Source organism: Enterococcus sp. AZ020, from assembly GCF_050499205.1.
Taxonomy (GTDB): Bacteria; Bacillota; Bacilli; order Lactobacillales; family Enterococcaceae; genus Enterococcus_L; species Enterococcus_L dunnyi.
On sequence record NZ_JBIPAT010000001.1, the window covers coordinates 3,354,472 to 3,374,258 of the forward strand.

Sequence of the window (19,787 nt, forward strand, 5' to 3'; positions counted from 1 at the left end):
ATGAGCGGCGAATATCAAATGCGCAAAACGATTGGAAAATGTTTTCGGTCTTCAACAGATAATTTTAATGGAGTCGTTCGAATCTATGGCAGTCCTTATATGTATCGTGTGATCAACGGTATCCCTGAAAAGGGTGCAATGTTGGAAGTCGTTGATTTTTCTAGTACAGAATTATTTGTAACTGTAAACAACTATTTATTCGAAAGTGATGTGAATTATATTGATAATCCTTAATATTTTAATTTTTATTGTCGTTCTTATTTTAATTTTGGTACTTGTTTCAAAAATGGTGATCATTGTACAGCAGGGAGAAGTGAAGATCGTTGAAAGCTTTGGTAAATATGTTAAAACGATCGATCCAGGGCTTCATTTTCTAATTCCGGTACTTTACAAAGTTAGAGGAAGAGTGTCACTAAAGCAAACGCCTTTAGAAATCGAGTCTCAAAGTGTGATTACCAGAGACAACGTAATCGTGGAAGTTGATGAAGCAATCAAGTACCATGTAACCGATGTTCGTGCATTTGTTTATGACAACGAAGATTCTGTGACTTCGATGATTCAAGATTGTCAATCAAATCTACGCGGTATCATTGGTAAAATGGATTTGAATGAGGTGCTAAACGGTACGGAAGAAATCAATGTGAGTTTATTCGAAAGTGTCAAAGATATTACTGCTGGGTACGGCTTATCTATCGATAGAATCAATATCGGAGAAATCTCAGTTTCAGATGAAATCGTTAATTCAATGAATAAATTGATTACCGCCAGTAGAGATAAAGAATCAACGATCACTATTTCTGAAGGTAGAAAGCAATCGATTATTTTGGATTCTGAAGCGAATGCGTCGCAAATGCAGATCGATGCTGAAGCGCGTGCTAAACAGACAAAAATCGACGCCGAAGCTCGAGCTGAACGTACGAAAATCGATGCCGAAGCCGAGGCAGAAAGAATTCGCATTACAACTGAAGCCGAAAGACAAAGGATTTTTGCATTGAATCAGGCAATCAAGGATAGTGATTTAAATGATCAAGCCTTAGCTTATCTTGGAATAGAAGCATTTAAAGAAGTGGTGAAAAGTGATACTAATACAGTGATCTTACCAAGCAATATGACTGAATTAGGAAATATTCCTGTAGCAAAAGAATTATGGTCCGCTCAAGATAAGAAAGAGCATTCGACTCCAGAACTTTAAGGGAAATATCGTATTAAACAAGAAAAGAAAACGATAAGTTGATTATCTGTCTTCTTTTTTTGTTTATATCATGATTTAGGTGACCATATTTATTTTATGTAAACTATAAAAAAAGATTTTTGAGTGAAGAAAATAAATAGGCAATTTACTTGAAAATAATGTTAAATATGATACAATGAACCATGTGTAATTGTGTCTTTTTAAAATCGCGCTGAAGGTTTCAGTGCTTTTTTACTGACTATCACGTGAATTAGCTTTTGGCTTTTTTTAGGAGGTGAGAACAGTGGCACAAAGAATTCCTCAAGAAGTGATCGAGGAAGTGAGGCAACGAACAAACATCGTTGATGTTGTTGGACAGTATGTTCAATTGAAAAAATCCGGCAAGAACTATATGGGTCTATGTCCGTTCCACGAAGAACGTTCCCCTTCATTTTCGGTAGCAGAAGACAAGCAGATATTTCACTGTTTTGGTTGCGGAAAAGGTGGAACTGTTTTTAATTTTCTACAAGAAATCGAAGGAATCAGTTTTCCTGAGTCGGTAAAAAGAGTTGCAGAGCTTGAAAATATTCCGGTATCTATCGACTGGAGCAATTCTTATGATGCGGATACAGCTGAAAATAGCCAAAATCGTAAATTGATCGAACTGCATAAAAAAGCTGCTGATTTATATCACCATGTATTGATGAACACGCAAATCGGCGAGCCTGCGTTGAACTATTTACTAGAACGTGGCTTGACGAAAGAGTTGATTGAAACATTTAAAATCGGCTTTGCTCCGAAAAAAAGAGATTTTTTAAGCCAGGTTTTCCAAAATGAACAAACAGCCGAAGAATTGTTTAAAGAATCAGGTTTATTTATTCAAAGAGACAACGGTGAATTTTTGGATCGTTTTTATCAGCGTGTGATGTTTCCTATCAATGATGATCGTGGAAATATTATTGCTTTTTCTGGACGATTGCTTAAAACAGAAGATTTTTCTGGCGACGATATGCCTAAATACCTCAATAGTCCTGAGACGGTCTTATTCAATAAAAGAGATACACTCTTTAACTTTGATAAGGCCCGTAAAGAAATTCGTAAAGAGAATACAGTCTTTTTGTTCGAAGGCTTTATGGATGTACTTGCTGCTTGGCAGGCCGGCATCACTAGTGGTGTTGCCTCGATGGGAACCAGCTTGACGAATGAACAAATCCGAAAGCTAGAGCGAGTCGCTCAAGAACTTGTTATTTGTTACGATGGGGATAAAGCAGGGATCGAAGCAACCAATCGGGCGATTTCCTTATTAAGTGACCATAGTCGCTTTAAGTTGAGTATCGTTAGTATCCCGGAAAAGCTTGACCCGGATGAGTATTTAAGAAAATACGGCAGTGATTCTTTTCGTGAGCTTGCACTTCATGGTCGCGAGACAGTTTTCAGCTTTAAAATGCAGTATCATCGTTTATCGAGAAATATGAACAACGAAAAAGAACAGCTGGATTATGTTAATGATTTACTCCAAGAGCTGCTACTTGTTCAGTCACCATTAGAAAAAGACCGTTATCTGAACCAACTCGCTCAGGAATTTCAATTATCCTTTCATTCTTTGGAAGAACAGTTGAGACAACTTGAAGCACAACAGCGTTCCGTCAAAAGAAGCGAACGACAGCAAGCAACAGTACCGCCGCCTGTTTTAGAAATAGACGGGATGATCGAACCACCTGAATTTTTTGAAGAAGAAGCGATGCCATCTGCTCAAAATAAATTGCCTTTGACTCAAGTAGAAAAGGCGGAGCGAACATTGATTTATCGTTTAATGAATGAACAGGGGATTCGTAATCAGGTCATGCAGCTGGCTGACTTTAGTTTTGCTCATGATCAGTATCAAGAATTATATTTACTTTTGGATAGCTATATGAGTATTCATAGTGATTTTTTACTAGCTGATTTTGTTGATTATTTGAAAGAAGATTCGACGAAGAAACTCGCTATTGATATCTCTCTTCAAAAGATTTCTGAAGAAAGTTCGGATCGTGAAATTGCAGATGTCATACGAGTGATCCAAAATTCCAGCTTGGAAGAACAAATTTCTTTGAAACAACAGCAAAAAAAGGAAGCAGAACGTATCGGCAACAAACAATTAGTTGATGAATTATCCATTGAAGTCATCGGCTTAGTAAGACAATTGCAAAAAAGTCGTACAGCCTCTTAGCGAACTGTTTAAGAGCATGTATTTGACTATTATTTATAGATTTAGCTGAATGGAAAAATGAAGGGGGCCTTCTTTTCATGGAAAAAGAAACAGAAAAAAAATATGCAGCTGCACTGGCAGCCTTTATCAAGAAAAACAAGCCTAAAGGAACTGTTTTTTATGATGATTTAACAAACACATTAGCAACACCATTTACATTGAATGCAGATGAAATGGAAAAATTGATTCAAAAAGTTGAAGACGCTGGAATCAGTGTTGTAGATGAAAATGGCGACCCTAGTGAACATAGTCTGAAAAAAGATGAAAAAGTTGCTGAAAAGGCCCAAATGGAAGATTTGTCTGCTCCTACGGGTGTCAAGATCAATGACCCTGTACGTATGTACTTAAAAGAAATCGGCCGCGTTCAATTACTGACAGCAGCAGAAGAAGTTGAACTTGCCTTGAAGATCGAAGAAGGCGATCAAGAAGCGAAACAGCGTTTAGCTGAAGCTAACTTACGTTTGGTTGTTTCTATTGCAAAACGTTATGTTGGCCGCGGTATGCAGTTCCTTGATTTGATTCAAGAAGGAAATATGGGCTTGATGAAAGCCGTTGAAAAATTTGATTATCGTAAAGGGTTCAAGTTTTCAACCTATGCGACTTGGTGGATCCGTCAAGCAATCACACGTGCGATCGCTGACCAAGCAAGAACGATCCGGATTCCAGTGCATATGGTAGAAACGATCAATAAATTGATCCGAATCCAACGTCAATTACTGCAAGATTTAGGCAGAGAACCAACGCCGGAAGAAATCGGAGCAGAAATGGATCTACCTACTGAAAAAGTACGTGAGATTCTAAAAATCGCTCAAGAGCCAGTTTCTTTAGAAACACCGATCGGTGAAGAGGACGATTCTCATCTTGGTGATTTTATCGAGGATCAAGATGCAACAAGTCCTGCTGAGCATGCAGCGTATGAATTGTTGAAGGAACAATTAGAAGATGTCTTAGACACATTAACTGACCGTGAAGAAAATGTTCTTCGTTTGCGTTTCGGTTTAGATGACGGACGTACTCGCACATTAGAAGAAGTTGGAAAAGTTTTTGGTGTAACTCGTGAGCGTATTCGTCAAATCGAAGCGAAAGCATTGCGTAAATTACGCCATCCATCTCGTTCTAAACAATTGAAAGACTTTTTAGAATAAGAGTAGGTACAGTTAAAAATGAATAAGAATAGCTGATAGGACGCTGTTTATCTAAGTTTTAAAGTGAAGCAAAACTTTTGTTTAGTTTTGCTTCACTCTTTTTTTAAATAATCGTAACAAAAAAGTTAGATAGTACATATTGGAAGAACAGCATTTTTATGGTAGATTAGATTTACTTGAATGATAGAATGTGAGGCGGAATGAATGACGAAACAATGTCCAAATTGCGGAACTGAAATAGATAATAAAGAAGAAATCTGTCTAAACTGTGGTCATTCTTTTAAAGAAGACCAAAAAAGTGAAAAGATTTCAACTGAGGAAACGAATACTGAAGCGACGATCAATGAGGAAGAATCATCCTCAAGTTTTCTTAATAAGGAAAAAAATGAAAATATTGAATGGTCTGAATTGAAAGATATGAGTATTGGTCATGTGATGACGATGTTCAATGAGCAGCAAGAAGAAACAAGTGCGACTGCTGAGGAAAGCACAATTGACTCTGAGGAAACAATCGAAGAGAAAAAGACTGACCTCGAAGACACAGCTGCGTTAGCTCAATATATCAATGACCATAAAAATGAAGAAATAAAAGACGAGTTATCTTCTGATGAGAAAACAAAAAATGCTGAAAAGACCAATGAAAATGAAGAGCTTAAAGAGCCGATGACTTCTAAAGAAACAGAACAAGCGGCTGAGCCGGAAGTAGAATCTACTGATAAAGGACAAGATGAAGTGAAGCCTATAGAAGAGGATAAAAAACAGAATGAAAAACCGATAAATAATACATCAAAAGAAGGAATTTCTAAATTCGTTAAACCAGAAGAAAAACCAATCGGTCCTAAAGCATTACCGAAAGAAACAACTGAAATCCCTTCAAATAGTAAAAAGCCGGAAGAAATCGAAATGGACGCAGCACCGATCTTTTTTAAAGATGGGGAAGAAGGATCGTCTTCTGCTAAAGATCATTTCGCTAAACCGGCGGCTCCATCTAGTAAAGCTGAACCTAAATCTGACAATCCAAAACCATCAAAACCAAAAAACTATAAAAAATTATCGATTATTTTGGCGGCGGTCGTAGTACTAGCAGGAGGATCGTGGTTTGCTTATAGCCAAACACAAAAGAAATCTTCTGATGGAACAAAAGTGTCTGAAACGAATGAAAAACTTGCTTCTCAAACAGAAAAAGAATTGAATAGTTATTTTACAGATGATAAACAGCTGTTTATCAAGCCGGAGATGGTCAATCTTAGTCCGAAAACCATCAAAGAAAATCTAGATACATTGAAAGATGATAAAGATCACAAAAAACTACAAGCATTGTATGATAAAGTGACGACGAAGCAGGCTGCACTTTCACAGGTCAATGAGCTATTTGATCAACCAGTTATTTCTGGAAACAAGTTAAATGATGTTGCAATCAAGGCCGATAAAAAAGTCGATATTAGTAAATATGATGAAAAAGATGCTTTTGACAAATTGATCAACCAAGGAATCGATCAAGCAATCGCACAATATGATCAATTACAAAAAGCAAAAGCTGCAGTTGAAGTTGTCTATAAGGATAACCAAACGACTGAAGCCTTGACAAGAGAAACCTATAATGCTGCAAAAGCCGAAGTCGATCAAGTCAAGAGTGAAACGTTACGTAAGCCGTTAACAGAAGCACTGGCAAAAGCTGATCAAGCATTGACTGAACTAGAAACAGCAAATGCAGCACAGCAGCAAGCGGCATCTGCTCAAGCGAGCGGACAGTCGTCAGCGGGGAACACAGCTGTTTATGATGAGCAAGGAAATACTGTACAACCTGCAAATGGCGGACAACCAGATGCAAGTACATTCACACCTGCAAATGCTGATGGTGTTTACACGGCTCCTGTTTATACGGCAGATGCAAATGATGTTAGCGATATGAGTAACCCAGCATGGGTATGGGCACCTGGGATTCAAGATAAAGTCATTGCTACTTGTATTGAACGTGGATACATTACAGCAGGTAATTACTCATTACAACCCGCTAGAATCATTGATGGGGAAGGCTATTATAACCTCTATGGCGGAGATGGTCAGTATTTAGTTACGATCAATGCTAAAACAGGCTGGTTCAAAGGAAATGCTTCAAGAAATGCTGGAAGATGATCATTTTTTTGAGAAGAAATAGATGAGGCAAAGGTCTTTGTACTTTTGTCTCGTTTTCCTTCTGAATCAATCTATATAGGCGCTTATGCAAGCACGAAACAGAAAAAATGAGTTTCTGCATTTTTAAAGGCATCACTGGTTGTCTTGATAAACGCCCTATGGTGAAAATAGCCAATGACGATTGGCTAAATACAAGGAGAAACAGTATGGAAAAAAAAGAATATAACACATTCAAAGAAGGGGTAATGGCTTGTGTACCAACCATTTTAGGCTATTTAGGCATCGGGATCGCTGCAGGAGTCGTTGGGAAAAACGTTGGCCTATCGATTTTGGAAATTGCTTTAATGTCCATTTTGGTTTATGCCGGAGGTGCACAATTTATCATTTGCGGCATGCTCGCAATACATTCACCAGTTTCTGCAATTATCTTTACCACTTTTTTAGTAAATTTACGTCATTTTTTGATGAGCATGTCCGTTGCGCCATATTTTAAACAAGAGCCTCTGATCACAAGTATCGGTATCGGAACACTTCTGACAGATGAATCGTATGGGGTTTTGATGTCAGCTTTAAATAATGAAAATCGTGTCTCTTCGGCATGGACACACGGCTTGAATATCACAGCTTACGCTGCTTGGATTTTCGCCACTGTCATTGGAGGATTATTGGGTACTTGGATTCCAGATCCAAATTTACTTGGCTTGGATTTTGCGTTAGTTGCGATGTTTGCCGGCTTATTCATATTGCAATTGGATGATCCAATAAAAAAACATACCAAAGAAACATTGATCGTTTTAGGAACGGTGATCGTTTCACTTTATCTATTTATGGGATTCTTTTCCCCAGAACTTTCTGTTTTATTTTCTACACTATTAGGTTGTACAGTCGGGGTGGTGAATTATCGTGATGAATAATTATGTGCTGCTGACTATTTTAGGATGTTCATTAGTTACTTGGATTCCGCGGATTTTACCATTCCTGATCTCAAAACGTGTGGATTTTCCTAAATGGTTTTTACGATTTTTATCGTTTATTCCTATTTGTATCTTGACTGCACTTTTATTTCAGAGTATTTTAGAGGCTCAGACAACAGGTTTTCCCCGGGTAAAAGTAATAGAAGCATTAGGCTGTATTCCCACTTTACTCGTAGCTATTCGTACGAAAGACTTAATGAAAACCGTTTTAGTCGGGATCGTAACGGTAGCTTTACTACGCATTTTTTTAGGCTAAGGCCAGAAGGAGCATACTATGAACGAATTATTAGCAAAAATTTTTACCGCATTGGTGATCGATGAAAATGACGGATATTACTTTTTACAAAAAAACGGGATCACTTTTCGTTTAGCAAAAGAAGAAGGAGCTCATGAAATCGGTGAGGCAGTTGAAGGATTCGGCTACTTAAATCAAAAACAAGAGCCGGAAATGACAACGGTGATCCCAGCAGCTCGAATCGGTCAATTTGCTTTCGGGACGGTAACGGGTACTAGAAGAGATCTGGGCGCTTTTGTCGATATTGGCTTAAAGGATAAGGATGTAGTAGTATCTCTTGATGAATTGCCTGTTATGCGCGAATTATGGCCTAAGAAAGATGACCAACTAATGATTGCACTCAAAGTCGATGACAAAGACCGGATTTGGGGTGAATTAGCAGATGAAAAATTGTTTAAAGCAATGGCTAAGCCTGGAACTGAAGACCTTAAAAACAAAAATGTCAGCGGCATCGTTTATCGTTTAAAGATGGCAGGTACTTTTGTTCTAACAGATGATTTTCAAATTGGCTTTATCCATCCTTCCGAACGTTATCAAGAGCCACGTTTAGGTGAGAAAGTAAATGGCAGAGTCATTGGTGTGCGTCCTGATGGTGTGCTGAATCTTTCATTGAAACCTAGAGGATATGAAGTCATTAGTGATGATGCGCTGATGATTTTGACCTTCTTAGAAAGAGCCGCTGATCATAAGATCCCTTTTACTGATAAATCGAATCCTGAGGAAATCAAGCAGACATTCGGTATCAGCAAAGCTCAATTCAAGCGGGCAATCGGCAGCTTGCTAAAACAAGGGAAGATCAAGCAGGAATCTGGGTTTACTATTTTATTGGAAAAAGAGGAGAAATAAATCTTTTTTCATTCTAATTGAGAATCACTTGCAAATGTTCTTCAGTTATTTTATACTAATTATAATCTAATTCTAGGAATTACATTCCTAGTTTAAAATCATTCTAAATAAGGGGCTGCCAACTATGGATTCAACTGCTGCTTTAAAGAAAACGAAACAACAATTGCATGAATCTGGATTCAAACTAACGCCTCAACGAGAAGCAACGGTTTTAGTCTTACTAGAAAATGAAAAAGATCACTTATCAGCAGAAGAAATTTATTTTTTAGTCAAACAAAAAAGCCCTGAAATTGGTTTAGCAACTGTTTACCGCACACTGGAAATATTGACGGATCTAAAGGTCGTCGATAAAGTAAGTTTTAATGATGGATTAGCCCGTTATGATTTACGTAAAGAAGGTGCAAAGCATTTCCATCATCATTTGCTATGTTTGGAATGCGGCAATATTCAAGAAGTAGAAGAGGACCTTCTCGGTGAAGTCGAGCAAGTGATCGAGCAACGCTATCATTTCATGGTGAAAGATCATCGCTTAACCTTTCATGGTATTTGTGAAGAATGTCAGCAGAAAAAGAAAAATCAAACAAAAGAATAGTGTTCTATTTGAAAAAGCCAAACGTGTATTTTAGATACTTTTGTTTGGCTTTTTGTCGTTTATTTGCAAAAATGATTGACAATCCTTGAAGAATCTCATACAATAGCTTCAATAAACAATAAAAGTATCGATAAGAACTAGTAAGATAAGACAGTTGTACAGAAAGTAGCCGGTGGTTGAGAGGCGCACAAACTTGGATTATCCGAATTCCTCTTTGAACTTCACACCGAATGAAGTAGGCTGTGACGGTTAGTGCGCGCCCGTTATTGTGCCAGGGTATATATTTGTACCTATTAAGGCAATGAGTGTGAGCTGATTGTAAACAAAGGTGGTAACACGAGTCAATACGTCTCGTCCTTTTCAGAAATGAAAAGGCGGGGCTTTTTTTATTGTTTGAGTACTAGAAAAATGAGGGGGAGTTATTCTATGAGTTTTAAAGCATTAAGCAAGACGATCGATTTTGATCAAGTAAAATCTTTGTCCACATTAACGAAAGAGCAAGCGGAGAAAAAAGCACTTCGGGATCATGAATTGAGGGAGATCATAGAAGGGAAAAGTCAAAAGATTTTATTATTGATCGGCCCATGTTCTGCTCATGATGAAGAAGCTGTGATGGAATATGTTACTCGTTTAGCAAAATTGCAAGAAAGAGTACAGGATAAAGTTTTTATGGTTCCGCGTGTTTATACGAATAAACCAAGAACAAATGGCGACGGCTATAAAGGGCTGCTTCATCAACAAAATCCAGAAGGTGAAAGTAACCTGATCAAAGGTATCGCAGCTGTGCGCAGTCTCCATAATCGTGTAATCAGTGAGACAGGATTGACAACAGCAGATGAGATGCTTTATCCAGAAAATTTAGAATTTGTACAGGATCTAGTCAGCTACATTGCAGTTGGTGCTCGTTCAGTAGAAGATCAGCAACATCGTTTTGTGGCAAGCGGGATCGACCAGCCTACAGGAATGAAAAACCCAACTAGCGGCAACTTAAATGTACTGTTCAACTCTTTATATGCAGCACAACAAAAACAAGAATTTATTTTTAATGGATTAGAAGTGGAATCTAGCTCAAACCCATTGGCTCATGTTGTTTTACGTGGAGGGTTAAATGAGTATGGGAAAAATATTCCTAATTATCATTACGAAGATCTATTGAAAGTAGTAGAATTATACAAATCAGGTGGGTATAAAAATCCATTTATTGTGATCGACACTAATCATGATAATTCTGGTAAACAATACAAAGAGCAGATTCGAATCGTCAAAGAAACATTGATCAATCGTTCTTGGAACAATGATATGAAACAATGGGTTCGCGGCTTTATGATCGAAAGTTTCCTTGAAAGTGGACGGCAAGAAGCAAACGGCAAGGTGTTTGGTCAATCTATCACCGATCCATGTTTAGGCTGGGATGAAACAGAACGTTTAGTTGAATATATTGCTGAGAATGCGTAAATAATTTCAGCAATGAAAAAAGCTCTCACAAGCAATTATTTTGCTTTGAGAGCTTTTTTACGATCATGATTTATAAATTAGCAAATTTTTCCAGTAAGCGAATCATTTGGCAAGTAAAGCCATATTCATTGTCATACCAAGCAACGGTTTTAACTAATTGGAATTCACCAGCAGAAGTGACTTCTGTTTGAGTTGGGTCGAAGATCGATCCTTCTGTAGTACCAATGACATCACCTGAAACGATTTCGCGGTCGTCATAGCCGAATGAAGGATTATCAACTGTATGTTTTTTGATTGCTTCATTGACTTGGTCTGCAGTTACTTTTGTTTTTAGAATCGATACTAATTCAGTTAATGAACCGTCAACAACAGGAACACGTTGCGCATGGCCTTGTAATTTTCCATTCAATTCCGGAATAACTAAACCAATTGCTTTAGCTGCTCCAGTAGAGTGAGGGATCGTATTATCAGCTGCAGAACGAGCGGCACGCAAGTTTCCACCTTTGACCGGACCGTCTAAAAGCATTTGAGTAGAAGTATACGCATGGACCGTAGTCATTGTGCCGACTTCAATACCAAACTCATTGTTTAAGAAAAAGGCCATCGGTGCTAAACAGTTTGTTGTACATGAACCAGCTGAAATAATTTTGTCATCAGGAGTCAATGTATCATCGTTTACGTTGTATACGATCGTTTTCATGTCTCCAGCAGGAGCAGAGATCACAACTCGTTTTACACCAGCATCTAAGTGAGCTTGTGCTTTCGCTTCAGAAGTATAAAAACCAGTACATTCTAAAACGATGTCGACACCATTTTCTTCGACCCATTTCAATTTGCTGGCATCAGCTTCTGCATAGACTTTTGTTTCTTGCCCGTCAACTACAATTGAATCGTCAGTTGCAGTTACTTTTCCAGGATAAGTACCATGAGTAGAGTCGAACTGCAATAACTGAGCCAACATAGTCGGACTAGTCAAATCATTGATCGCCACCACTTCAATATCATCAGAAACCTCTTTGATTCGACGGAACGCAAGGCGTCCAATACGTCCAAATCCATTAATACCTACTTTTACTGTCATGCTAAATTTCCTCCTTTGATAGTTAAGGTTAAGACAATATCAAGAAATAGGTTAACTATTTTGATACCTTCTCACCATTTATCCAAAATTTTGAACACAAAAACAGTACATAAAATGAATAAAGCAGTCAACGTAATATCCCTTTTGAGTTAAGAACAGATAGATATACGCTATACCTGTAGCATGAACGCTTTTTCGATTTTTGTCAAAAATCTTGTCTTTTGATCAATAAAGGTCACAAAAAAATTTGCTGTTATAGCATAAAAGTGAAAAAAAGAAAACATGGACATTTGTTAATTTAAGCTCATAATAACGAAAGTAACTAGACAAATGCAGCATTAACCTTTACAATAAGAAAGGCTTTCAAACAGCATTTCCTTTTGAGGAAAATAGTAAAACACTAAGCTGTTTTACGATCATCAATTAAATCCAATGAATGAAATAATGAATATCGAAAGAGTTTATTTCAATTTCTTTAGAATAGGAGGACAAATTATGTCCATGTTTTTAGATCAGGTAACGATCGACGTCAAAGCCGGTAAAGGCGGCGATGGAATGGTAGCTTTTCGTAGAGAAAAATATGTACCGGACGGAGGTCCAGCAGGCGGTGACGGAGGTCGCGGCGGTGATGTGATTTTAATCGTTGAAGAAGGCTTGCGTACATTGATGGATTTTCGTTTTAACCGTCATTTTAAAGCACAGCCGGGCGAAAATGGTATGAGTAAAGGAATGCACGGGCGCGGCTCGGAAGATACATTTGTCAAAGTTCCGCCGGGTACAACCGTACGCGATGCAGATACGGGCGTTTTGATCGGTGATTTAATCGAAAATGGTCAAACTTTGACTGTAGCTAAAGGCGGCCGCGGCGGCCGTGGGAATATTCGTTTTGCCTCTGCAAAAAATCCAGCACCGGAAATTGCTGAAAACGGTGAACCAGGCCAAGAAAGACGAATCGAATTAGAGTTGAAAGTTTTAGCTGATGTCGGACTCGTTGGTTTTCCTTCTGTTGGGAAGTCTACGTTACTTTCAGTCATTTCATCTGCACGTCCTAAAATCGGTGCCTATCACTTTACGACGCTTGTACCAAATCTTGGAATGGTTTCAACAACAGATGGGCGCAGTTTTGCTGCTGCTGATTTACCTGGATTGATTGAAGGTGCGTCGCAAGGTGTCGGCTTGGGTACACAGTTTTTACGCCACATTGAACGAACACGAGTAATCCTTCATGTGATCGATATGAGTGGGATGGAAGGCCGTGATCCATATGAAGATTATCTGGCAATCAATAAAGAGCTTGCCTCTCATAACTTGCGCTTAATGGAGCGTCCGCAAATCATTGTCGCTAACAAGATGGATATGCCGGAAGCTGAAGAAAACTTAAAAAAATTCAAGGAACAGATCGAGAAAGAACGGACAGATGAATATGCTGATCATTTACCGATTTTCCCTATCTCTGGTATTTCCCGCAAAGGGATCGAACCTTTGCTGAATGCAACAGCGGATCTACTTGAGGTTACTCCAGAATTTCCGTTATATGAAGAGGAAATCGTCGAAGATACTGTTCATTATGGTTTCCAATCCGAAGGTCCGCAATTTAGCATTGACCGTGACCCTGATGCCACTTGGATCTTGTCAGGTGAATCATTGGAGAAATTATTCCAAATGACGAACTTTGAACATGACGAAAGCGTGATGCGTTTTGCTCGTCAGTTACGCGGAATGGGCGTTGATGAAGCTCTCCGAGCACGTGGAGCAAAAGATGGAGATATCGTTAGAATAGCTGAATTTGAATTTGAGTTTGTTGAATAAGAATAGATGAAAGAGCTGATCATTGATCAGTTCTTTTTTAGATGATTTTAGTGAATTTATTCACATGCATTGAGGCAAAGACTCTTTTTCAAGAGACTCTTTGATTTAATTGTCTACTTCAAAATGATAGTGATTTTCAATAGGAGTTTCTAAGATAATTGAACTCTTGACTTTAGCAAATCTCATCCATTTTGCAAGCAGCTCCTTCATCTCAGTGGTATTTTGAACGGTAGCTTTCACAAGATAATTCACTTCTCCACTGACGATATGGACTTCGTTGACTTGCGGCAGCTGTTTTAGCATGGGAATTATCTTTTCAAGGGGCAAGGTGACTTGGCTTAGTTCGGAAAAGAAGGTGATTGTTTCGTTGTACTGATTTAAAGATGTTTGGATCGTAAAGCTTTTGATGATCCCTTTTTCGACCAATTTATCGATTCGTTCTTTTACGCTGGGACGACTTAAATTAACCTGACGAGAGAGCTCAACGATTGAAATACGTGAATTTTCATGCAGGATCTGTAATAGCTTATAATCAGTTCTATCCATCGATCTACCTCCTAATAGTGCTGTGTGACTTATTTTGTACAATTATTATAGTGTATAATTCGTGTTTTTTCTAGCTATTTCAGATTGTAAAAAAAAGGAAGGAATAATTTCTAATCTGAAAAGAATGCGTTTTCATTTCGTGCTTTTTTTTATATACAAAAATAGAAAGAATCCTTTATGATAGACCTATCTTGAGATGTAAGTTATTTTACTAGTAAAAGCAGTGTTTCTTCAATCAAAAAAGGAACCAAGAAGGAGTGTTCTTTATGGTGGGAAACAAATGGTTGAAATTTTTGTTGCTTTATTTAGGTGGAGTGGTCGTTTCATTGAGCCAATTGAAGTTGGTTCCTATTCAGAATGAATTGAGTCAGGAGCTTGGCGTTAGTCTATCGATGATTTCATGGTTGATGGCGATCTTTACAGTTTCTGGTATCTTTTTAGCAATTCCAGGAGGCGCTTTAGTGGCGCACTTTGGAGCGAAAAAGCTATTAGTTGGGTTGATGAGTTGTTTAGCTATAGGGAACCTTTGGGGATATTTTTCCAAGAGCTATTTCACATTATTACTCTCCAGAGTCATTGAGGGAATTTCGTTTTCGATGATCATTATGGTAGGCATCGTATTGATCAATTTTTGGTTTAAAAAAGGAAATAGCGGCATTGCAACTGGTCTTTGGGGAACATTTTCAGCATTAGGTTCGATGTTGGCTATGAATGTATTTAAACCATTGACTCAATTGTACGGTCTTCGTTTCTTGTGGTTGCTTATCGCAGTATGTGCCGTTTTCTTATTGTTTATTTATCTGTTTCTATTCGACGAACCCGCAGTATATGAAAAGGAAAGTCAAAAAGAAGAGAAGATAACTATTAAAAAGACGATCAAAAATAAATCGATCTGTCTTTTGGCATTAGCGCAAGGCGGGATGGCTTTCATTTTGTTCGCTTTTATCAATCTTTATCCATTGATTTATACACAGCTATATGGATTATCAGAAACAGTGGCAAATCGGTATACAGGTTACTTTGGTCTATTCGGTATTCCTTTTGGTGCTGTAGCCGGCTACTTGATCGATAAAACAAGAAAAGGCAAAGTCGCGATTGTTTGTTCATTTCTCTTATTATTTGTTTCAACATTGTGGATGGCCTTTTTATCTAGTGAAGTGACATTTATTGGACAATTGTTTACTCTATCTGCCGGAGCAAGTCTAGCATCATCCTGTGTGATGATCTTAGCACCAAAAGTGGTCAAGCAAGAGCAATTGATTGGTTCAAGCATCTCGTTTATCAACTTATTTTATTATATAGGTATTTTTATAGGCACACCCATAGTTACAGAAATCAGTGGAAAAAATCAATCGTGGACGTTCGCGATTTATGCGCTGAGCGGTATTGGAATTTTCTCTTTGTTGGCGATCATAGTCTTTGTCAAATTGAATCGAGAAAAAGTTTTAGCCTGAAAGAGCGATGATTGATTTATTAAATAGGAATCGTTGAAAAAGGAAAGGTGATAGCAATGAAAAATAATTTTCAAGCAGATCGTGCATATGCACAATGGTTGGATGATAATGACCCGTTAAAAGAAATTAAAGGTCGCTTTTATGTACAGGAAGATGAAATTTATATGGATGGGAATTCTTTGGGGCTAGCCTCCAAAGATGCAGAAGAGGCCCTGCTGAAAATGCTGGAAACTTGGAAAAAGGAAGGCATCAAACTATGGGACGGCTTATTTCATTATGCTGGAAAGTTAGGTGAACTATCAGCACCATTGATCAATGCATACCCAGATGAAATCGTGATCACTGGAAGTACAACGATAAATATTCATCAATGCATTAGTACATTATATAAACCAACAAAAGATCGTTATAAAATATTAGTAGATGATCTAAATTTTCCAACAGACCGATATGCCATCGACAGTCAAGTACGTCTGCGTGGATACACCCCTGATGAAGCTGTTAAAGTAGTCAAAAGTTCTGATGGTCGTTTGATCGATGAAGAAGCGGTCATCGCTGCAATGACAGATGATGTTGCGATCATACTGCTGCCAACTGTGTTGTATAGAAGTTCTCAGGTATTAGATATGGGGAAAGTAACAAAAGCCGCACACGACAAAGGGATCTTGATCGGGTGGGATCTGTGCCATGCGATCGGTGCGATTCCAATGGATTTTAAGGAAGTTCAACCAGATTTTGCAGTGTGGTGTACGTATAAATATCTCTCAGCAGGACCAGGATCGATTGCTGGTCTATACATGAATAGAAAACATTTTAAAGAAACTCCTGGATTAGCTGGCTGGTGGGGGAATAAAGATGAGACTCAATTTGAATTGAAGCATCAGTTCGAGCACCAACAAGATGCCAGTGGTTGGCAAATCGGTTCACCAAGCTTTTTAGCTATGGCGCCTTTAGAGGGAACCTTAAACATTTTTAATGAAGTAGGAATAGAAAAGATTCGTGAAAAATCATTGTTGATCACAGCCTATTTAATGTATTTGATCGATGAAAAACTTGAACGTTATGGTTTTAATGTAGGAAATCCTCGTGAAGACAATCGACGTGGCGGTCATGTTTGCTTAGAACATCAAGAAGCATACCGAATCTGTAAGGCATTAAAGCAAGCAGGGATTGTTCCAGATTTTAGAGAACCAAATGTCATTCGGTTGGCACCAATAGCTTTGTATAATACTTATCAAGAAGTGTATACACTTGTGGAAACACTAGAGAAAATCGCCGTAGAAAAGACATATGAACAGTTTAGTAAGGAACGGACATTAGTTGTTTAAAATAAATCAGCGAGGTGATAAAAATGCGTATTGGAATTCCTAAAGAAATTAAGAATAATGAAAATAGAGTAGCCATCACACCTTCTGGAATCGTTAGTTTAGTTGATGCTGGTCATGACGTCGTTGTTGAACGTGGAGCAGGTCTTGGTTCAGGTTTTACAGATCAGGAATACAAAACAGTTGGTGCAGTCATTGAAGCGGATACTAGTAAAGTTTGGCAATCAGAAATGGTGATCAAAGTCAAAGAACCGCTGCCGCAAGAATTTCAGTATTTTCATGATAAGCTAATTTTGTTTACCTATCTGCATCTTGCACCTGAACCTGAATTGACGAATGCTTTGATCACTAGTAATGTCACCGCTGTAGCCTATGAAACAATGAGCTTGAACCATACATTACCTCTATTGACTCCAATGAGTGAAGTTGCTGGTAGAATGTCTGTTCAAATCGGTGCACAATTTTTAGAAAAACCAAAAGGTGGAGAAGGAATCCTGCTTTTCGGCGTTCCTGGTGTTGAGCGAGGAAAAGTGGTCATTATCGGCGGAGGTGTTGCAGGGACGAATGCCGCAAAAATCGCTATTGGGTTGGGGGCTAAAGTTACTATATTGGATGTCAACCCGAATCGCTTGGCAGAATTAGATGATTTGTTCGGTAATAATGTACAGACGCTGATTTCAAATGCTTATCATATCGAAAACAAAGTCAAAGAAGCGGATGTGGTCATTGGTGCAGTGTTGATATCAGGTGCTAAAGCACCGAAGCTTGTCACTGAAGAAATGGTCAAGCAAATGAAGCCTGGTGCAGTCATTGTTGATATCGCCATCGATCAAGGAGGAATCTTTGAAACAACGGACCAAATCACGACTCATGACCATCCGACTTATATCAAACACGGTGTTGTTCATTACGCTGTTGCTAATATGCCGGGTGCTGTACCGAGAACCTCTACTTTTGCATTAACAAACGCGACGATTCCTTATGCTGTAACAATTGCTAATAAAGGGATCGTTCAAGCAGCAAAAGAAAATGAAACGATTGCCACAGGGATAAACACGTATAAAAATCATTTGACAATAGAGGTAGTCGCAAAAGACCAAAATAAAGAATATACACCAGTATATGAGCTTTTAACTTAAACGATCTATAGGCTATATCAACATTTATTCAATTTCCAAATGACTGAGAAGTAATCTTTTGAAATTACTTCTCAGTCATTTTTTATATTTCCCCAGATAAATCAACCAACTTTAAGTTTTATTTATGTTTCCTTTTTTACAATGAATTCAGTTAAAGGAGAGACAAATATGGTTAAACTAAAAAATAGTTTTCAAAGAAAAGAAAAAAAATATGCGTTATCTTATGAAATGTATCATAAATTAAAAGAAGAACTACAGGTCTACATGCAAGAAGATGAATACGGACTACACACGATCATCTCTGTCTACTTCGATACTCAAGATTATGAAATGATCAGACAGTCGATCGCAAAGCCAACCTATAAAGAAAAATTTAGAATCAGAAGCTATGGTGTTCCCAAAGAGCATTCAGAAGTCTTCTTAGAGATCAAAAAGAAAGTTCTGGGAGTTGTTTATAAGCGTCGAATATCATTGCCTTATCGATCTGCGAAACGATACATTCAACACCCGCATTCACTTAAGTTGAGTTCAGCGAAAGAGCAACAGATCAAACAAGAAATCGACTGGCTCTTTGCTCGAAAAAGATTACAGCCAAAAGTCATGATCGCCTATGATCGTCGAGCATTATTTGCTTTAGACAATCATGACTTCCGGGTCACTTTTGACTTTAATATCCGTTTTAGACAAGAATATTTAACTAAAGAAATAACTGATTTTGGCGAACGTGTGGCTCCAGAAATCGATGTTCTAATGGAAGTAAAAGCATTGGGTGCATATCCTTTATGGTTCTCTGAAATTTTAGCAGCATTCGAGGTCTATCCATGTTCATTTTCTAAATACGCTCAAGCGTATCAGCGTTATTTATATTGTAGGGAGGATTTTTATCATGTTGTCTAGTTTGTTAGTTGAAAGCTCAGTCGATCTATCCTTTAAACAATTGCTTATTTGTATCGTAACATCGGTTCTTTTAGGATTATTGGTAGCAGGGGTCCACATGTATCGCAATGTTTACAGCAAAAACTTTGTGATCACATTGGCAGTCTTACCTGTTTTGGTACAGTTGGTCATCATGCTGGTCAATGGAAATTTAGGCACAGGCGTAGCAGTACTTGGTGCATTTAGTTTGATCAGATTTCGTTCGGTAGCTGGTGGTGCAAGAGAAATCACAAGTATTTTCTGGTCAATGGGGATCGGTTTAGCAACAGGTATGGGATTTGTTGGCTATATTGCACTATTTTCTGTGATCATTGCTCTATTCTTATTATTGTTGAATACTATCCATTTTGGTGAAAAACAAAGAGTTGCGGAACGAGAAATCAAAATCACGATACCAGAAGATTTAGATTATCCTGGTTTATTTGATGATTTGTTTCAAAAATACACTTATTCTTCCACTTTGGATTCTGTTAAAACCACGAATATGGGTAGTTTATATGAATTACGCTACCGGATTAATTTGAAAGACAGCCGAAAAGAAAAAGAGTTGATGGACGCCATGCGTGTTAGAAATGGAAATCTAACGATCGTTTTTGGAAAAGTATCAACGAATAGAGAAGAATTGTAGGTGGCAT

General features: G+C 38.0%; 18 protein-coding genes and 1 other annotated feature. Of the genes, 16 read left to right on the plus strand and 2 right to left on the minus strand.

Annotated features, from left to right (window positions below; translation table 11 throughout):
• From IGI58_RS16055 to IGI58_RS16100, 10 genes are all read left to right on the plus strand, one after another.
• Entirely contained in the window at nucleotides 1-234 is a 234-nt protein-coding gene (locus IGI58_RS16055) for a hypothetical protein (RefSeq protein ID WP_087640131.1), read from the plus strand.
• Between the two features lie 52 nt (nucleotides 235-286).
• On the plus strand, nucleotides 287-1,192 hold the full coding sequence (locus tag IGI58_RS16060; RefSeq protein WP_412523567.1) for an SPFH domain-containing protein: 906 nt from the start codon (nucleotides 287-289) through the stop codon (nucleotides 1,190-1,192).
• Between the two features lie 283 nt (nucleotides 1,193-1,475).
• A complete protein-coding gene (gene dnaG, locus IGI58_RS16065; RefSeq protein ID WP_429952598.1) occupies nucleotides 1,476-3,380 on the plus strand; it encodes a DNA primase in 1,905 nt (634 codons plus the stop codon).
• A 77-nt stretch (nucleotides 3,381-3,457) separates the two neighbouring features.
• Entirely contained in the window at nucleotides 3,458-4,564 is a 1,107-nt protein-coding gene (gene rpoD / locus IGI58_RS16070; RefSeq protein ID WP_087640128.1) for an RNA polymerase sigma factor RpoD, read from the plus strand.
• Between the two features lie 204 nt (nucleotides 4,565-4,768).
• Nucleotides 4,769-6,700, plus strand: coding sequence for a cell division site-positioning protein MapZ family protein (locus tag IGI58_RS16075; RefSeq protein WP_429952597.1), 1,932 nt, complete (start codon nucleotides 4,769-4,771; stop codon nucleotides 6,698-6,700).
• 206 nt (nucleotides 6,701-6,906) lie between these two features.
• Nucleotides 6,907-7,614 carry an AzlC family ABC transporter permease gene (locus IGI58_RS16080; RefSeq protein ID WP_087640126.1) on the plus strand — a complete coding sequence of 236 codons (708 nt, stop codon included), beginning with the start codon at nucleotides 6,907-6,909 and terminating at the stop codon, nucleotides 7,612-7,614.
• Complete coding sequence (locus tag IGI58_RS16085) at nucleotides 7,604-7,930, plus strand: AzlD domain-containing protein (protein WP_412523568.1); 327 nt, start codon at nucleotides 7,604-7,606, stop codon at nucleotides 7,928-7,930. The genes IGI58_RS16080 and IGI58_RS16085 overlap by 11 nt, the downstream gene beginning before the upstream one ends.
• An 18-nt stretch (nucleotides 7,931-7,948) precedes the next feature.
• The gene (locus tag IGI58_RS16090; RefSeq protein ID WP_087640124.1) at nucleotides 7,949-8,815 is read left to right on the plus strand and encodes a CvfB family protein; all 867 of its coding nucleotides are present in this window, start codon (nucleotides 7,949-7,951) and stop codon (nucleotides 8,813-8,815) included.
• Nucleotides 8,816-8,939: 124 nt separating this feature from the next.
• Nucleotides 8,940-9,407, plus strand: coding sequence for a Fur family transcriptional regulator (locus IGI58_RS16095; protein WP_087640123.1), 468 nt, complete (start codon nucleotides 8,940-8,942; stop codon nucleotides 9,405-9,407).
• Between the two features lie 118 nt (nucleotides 9,408-9,525).
• Nucleotides 9,526-9,769: a binding site (T-box leader), on the plus strand.
• Between the two features lie 64 nt (nucleotides 9,770-9,833).
• Nucleotides 9,834-10,862, plus strand: a complete 1,029-nt coding sequence (locus IGI58_RS16100; RefSeq protein WP_429952596.1) for a 3-deoxy-7-phosphoheptulonate synthase — start codon at nucleotides 9,834-9,836, stop codon at nucleotides 10,860-10,862.
• A 70-nt stretch (nucleotides 10,863-10,932) separates the two neighbouring features.
• Here IGI58_RS16100 and gap read toward each other — a convergent pair whose 3' ends face one another.
• Complete coding sequence (gene gap / locus IGI58_RS16105) at nucleotides 10,933-11,943, minus strand: type I glyceraldehyde-3-phosphate dehydrogenase (RefSeq protein WP_087640121.1); 1,011 nt, start codon at nucleotides 11,941-11,943, stop codon at nucleotides 10,933-10,935.
• A gap of 495 nt (nucleotides 11,944-12,438) precedes the next feature.
• On the opposite strand from gap, the gene obgE reads away from it, so the two are divergent.
• Nucleotides 12,439-13,752: a GTPase ObgE gene (obgE, locus tag IGI58_RS16110; protein WP_318652968.1), complete on the plus strand. Its 1,314-nt coding sequence runs from the start codon at nucleotides 12,439-12,441 to the stop codon at nucleotides 13,750-13,752.
• 105 nt (nucleotides 13,753-13,857) lie between these two features.
• Here obgE and IGI58_RS16115 read toward each other — a convergent pair whose 3' ends face one another.
• On the minus strand, nucleotides 13,858-14,298 hold the full coding sequence (locus IGI58_RS16115; protein WP_225533934.1) for an Lrp/AsnC family transcriptional regulator: 441 nt from the start codon (nucleotides 14,296-14,298) through the stop codon (nucleotides 13,858-13,860).
• 266 nt (nucleotides 14,299-14,564) lie between these two features.
• Here IGI58_RS16115 and IGI58_RS16120 point away from each other — a divergent pair, with 266 nt between their 5' ends.
• The 5 genes from IGI58_RS16120 (at nucleotide 14,565) to IGI58_RS16140 (ending at nucleotide 19,780) form a co-directional block, all read left to right on the plus strand.
• Nucleotides 14,565-15,752 carry an MFS transporter gene (locus IGI58_RS16120; RefSeq protein ID WP_429952595.1) on the plus strand — a complete coding sequence of 396 codons (1,188 nt, stop codon included), beginning with the start codon at nucleotides 14,565-14,567 and terminating at the stop codon, nucleotides 15,750-15,752.
• 56 nt (nucleotides 15,753-15,808) lie between these two features.
• Complete coding sequence (gene kynU / locus IGI58_RS16125; RefSeq protein ID WP_429952594.1) at nucleotides 15,809-17,080, plus strand: kynureninase; 1,272 nt, start codon at nucleotides 15,809-15,811, stop codon at nucleotides 17,078-17,080.
• A gap of 23 nt (nucleotides 17,081-17,103) precedes the next feature.
• Complete coding sequence (gene ald / locus IGI58_RS16130; protein ID WP_429952593.1) at nucleotides 17,104-18,216, plus strand: alanine dehydrogenase; 1,113 nt, start codon at nucleotides 17,104-17,106, stop codon at nucleotides 18,214-18,216.
• A 168-nt stretch (nucleotides 18,217-18,384) separates the two neighbouring features.
• On the plus strand, nucleotides 18,385-19,113 hold the full coding sequence (locus tag IGI58_RS16135) for a polyphosphate polymerase domain-containing protein (RefSeq protein ID WP_225533938.1): 729 nt from the start codon (nucleotides 18,385-18,387) through the stop codon (nucleotides 19,111-19,113).
• Nucleotides 19,103-19,780: a DUF4956 domain-containing protein gene (locus IGI58_RS16140; protein WP_429952592.1), complete on the plus strand. Its 678-nt coding sequence runs from the start codon at nucleotides 19,103-19,105 to the stop codon at nucleotides 19,778-19,780. The genes IGI58_RS16135 and IGI58_RS16140 overlap by 11 nt, the downstream gene beginning before the upstream one ends.
• Nucleotides 19,781-19,787 lie beyond the last annotated feature (7 nt).